At 39.8% G+C, this 2763-nt stretch carries 2 protein-coding genes; both read right to left on the reverse strand.

What is annotated here, in order from left to right; all coding sequences use genetic code 11:
* Positions 1 to 97: 97 nt before the first annotated feature.
* The gene (locus AAA952_RS22175; RefSeq protein WP_338259668.1) at positions 98 to 892 is read right to left on the reverse strand and encodes a hypothetical protein; all 795 of its coding nucleotides are present in this window, start codon (positions 890 to 892) and stop codon (positions 98 to 100) included.
* A gap of 9 nt (positions 893 to 901) precedes the next feature.
* Positions 902 to 2155: an AAA family ATPase gene (locus tag AAA952_RS22180; RefSeq protein ID WP_261274084.1), complete on the reverse strand. Its 1254-nt coding sequence runs from the start codon at positions 2153 to 2155 to the stop codon at positions 902 to 904.
* Between the last annotated feature and the right edge of the window lie 608 nt (positions 2156 to 2763).

Below are 2763 nucleotides of genomic sequence, written 5' to 3' on the forward strand. Positions count from 1 at the left end.
GACCGGACTCACGCAACTTATTCCAACGCCCCGCGGCAACTTCGCAGGGGAAGGTGAACTTCTGTAGCTACTGTCCGATCTTTCCGCGGCCTAGCCCTTAAGCACCTAACAGCTCTGGAGCTTGTGCTATTAATTCAGCTATCTCAGGTATAGATTGGTACTGCCTTTTCATTTCTGCCCACACAGTTGGATGTTGCTTAGTTTTAAACTTGCTTAAACTATTTTGAAGCTCTGCTTGTGTTTTATTCGATGTTTTATCTAGAACAAATGCCTTCATAGCATTGAGATAAGCCTCGTATGCTTCTGTTCTTGCTTTGACCAAGTAATCTCTAGTGTTTAATCTCAGCTTATCAATCGTATATACAGCCTTTCTCTGTTCGATAACTCCAATCCCTGGAATGGGTACAAAATACATTGTGCTTAGTTCGAGAACCATAAATGAAAGTGGGTTCTCATTCCTCGGATTAATAAAAGCATCAATTCCGGTTTGTGGACGTACCACGGGGTCATTTTTTTTCCTAGCTAACTCCAACACTTGATTGTTTTGGTCGATAACAGCGAAAAAATTGTTTTTAGGTCCATTGCATGGCCCGCACGCGTATAAATAATTTTCCCAACTAAACGTATTTTCTGGAAAAAGGTCCTTCGGTTTCACATGCTCGACTTCATCCGCTGCAGAGTCTTCACAATAATTACATCTCTTGCTGCCTACACACATTGAGGTAAGTGTAGATTTAACCGTTTCAAAATTGGCTCCAGTTTTACTAGACCATAGTGCTTTTCCTTTCTCAACTTGTTGTGCATAATCTTGCAAAGCATCGATTTCAGCTTGCTTGTTAGCCAAGTAAGTTGAAGCAGCTTGAGCTAACTGTGTTTGCGGAATTTCAATCATTTTTCTTGCCTACACATTAGTTCCAAATATACGTTGAATTCGTTGCTTTTTAGCAACTTCATCCTCAGTTAAATTTACACCAAACTGAGATTTTATATTGAGTTCAGCTAATTGCTTTAACAATTCCTGTGCCTCATCCGAACGTTCAATACCGACACCAAATACATCAGAGCTCAAGGCTTCCAATATGTTTCCATATAAAAGCCGATCAAGCTCGATACCTCTCACGCGATAGCCTTTTTGATTCTCAATGAAATTGGGTAGCTTCCAGATCGAACCAGAAACAGCACTCTGACATACTAAAGGACTATGTGTCGAAACGATGAACTGAATTCTAGGGAAGTGCGCAGTAAACCATTTACCAATTTTTCGCTGCCATATTGGATGCAAATGAACATCAACTTCATCAATGAAAACTACACCAGGATATTCGATAGAGGTCCCTTCAGAGCCAAAAATATTGTCTGTTTCATAGCAATCAACCATTTGACGAATCAGCTCTAGAGTCATACTTAGCACTGAGCGATAGCCATCACTTAATGATTCGATGTTTACTTGTGTTTCATTGCTATCGATAAATTCAATCCCATCAGAAGAAACCCCCTTGAATTTAACCCTATTAGGAAGAAAATCGTCTTGGTTGATAAAGTTTTTGATTCTTTTTAGTAAACTAGCTTCGATTGAATTGGGTTTCTCCAACTCCTTAAAACGCAATTCTTTTAACCATTCTAATGTTTCCGAGAGTGCGACATCTTCACCAAATACAGATAAATGTCTGGCTAATAATGGGGAAGAATAAAATAGCTTCTGATACTCACTATTCCCTCCAGAAAATCGTCTAAATGGACCATATGAAACTGAAAACCATCCCTTCTTTCCACTCCATACATGCCTGTTTGGAGTTATTCTAGAGTGTGTAGTAAAACTACCCTCATTAGTGATTTTTAGAGTATAAGAAAGGTTATCAGCCTGTTGTTTACCTTTCTGCGCCCAACTATCTCGAGCTCTATCTTGGATTAGCTCCATACGGATTAAGGCACTTTCGGCCCCCTTATTTACCCACTCAGAAAATGCATGTCGAGATTTGATAGCTTCTTGAGGTCCCATTAAACCAACCGCTGCTGCTCTAATGAACGTTGATTTCCCGGCACCATTATTCCCTAAAATGACATGCCAACCAGCAGGGTCTTCATTCTGCTCAAGTTCGAAGGCAAAACGTTTAAAGGTTTTAATGTTCTCTAACTCTATCTTTTTTAAGTACATTTCACATCTCTCTCAAGGTTAAGATGATTGTACGTTGGATATTTAAACTAATCATCTCTCATGAAGTTGTTAAGTTTGATTAAAGCCATCAGTTTAGTAGAGCACATGCGTGATTTTTCGTTAGAACAGCCAAAAGGCGCATTATTAACTGATTGTATTTTATATAAGTTATCAGTTTTACTTCGAATATACCACAGCGGAAAACGCACATAATTACAGGATGAAAATTTCTCGAAACCATATGATTTAAATACAACTGTATACTTACACTGGCTAGATAAATCACAAGAGACTTAAGTAGGAAATGAAGAAAGATGGGACAGACACAACTCTTTTAGGATTAACAGCCAACACTGGGACCACAGAAGTTCACCTTCCTCAGCGAAGTTGCTGAAGGGCGTTGAAGAAAATCGCGTGATGCAGACAGGACGTCTGCGTAGCTTTCGGGGTACAGGATGTACCATCGGCAACGTTAGCGATTTTCGAATAAGCACGAAGCCACTAACAAAAGATAGGACATTCATAAGTCTTTTAGGATTAACAGCCCACACACCGAGGCTACAGAAGTTCACCCTACCATCGGAGTTGCCGCAGGGCATTTGCGTTCG

The sequence above is a fragment of the Shewanella sp. M-Br genome, assembly GCF_036245925.1.
In the GTDB taxonomy this organism is placed as follows: Bacteria; Pseudomonadota; Gammaproteobacteria; order Enterobacterales; family Shewanellaceae; genus Shewanella; species Shewanella oncorhynchi.

Excerpts from the sequence above, each read along its gene's own strand:
- AAA952_RS22175 (WP_338259668.1), bottom strand. The coding sequence starts at position 892 with ATGATTGAAATTCCGCAAACACAGTTAGCTCAAGCTGCTTCAACTTAC.
- AAA952_RS22180 (WP_261274084.1), bottom strand. The coding sequence starts at position 2,155 with ATGTACTTAAAAAAGATAGAGTTAGAGAACATTAAAACCTTTAAACGT.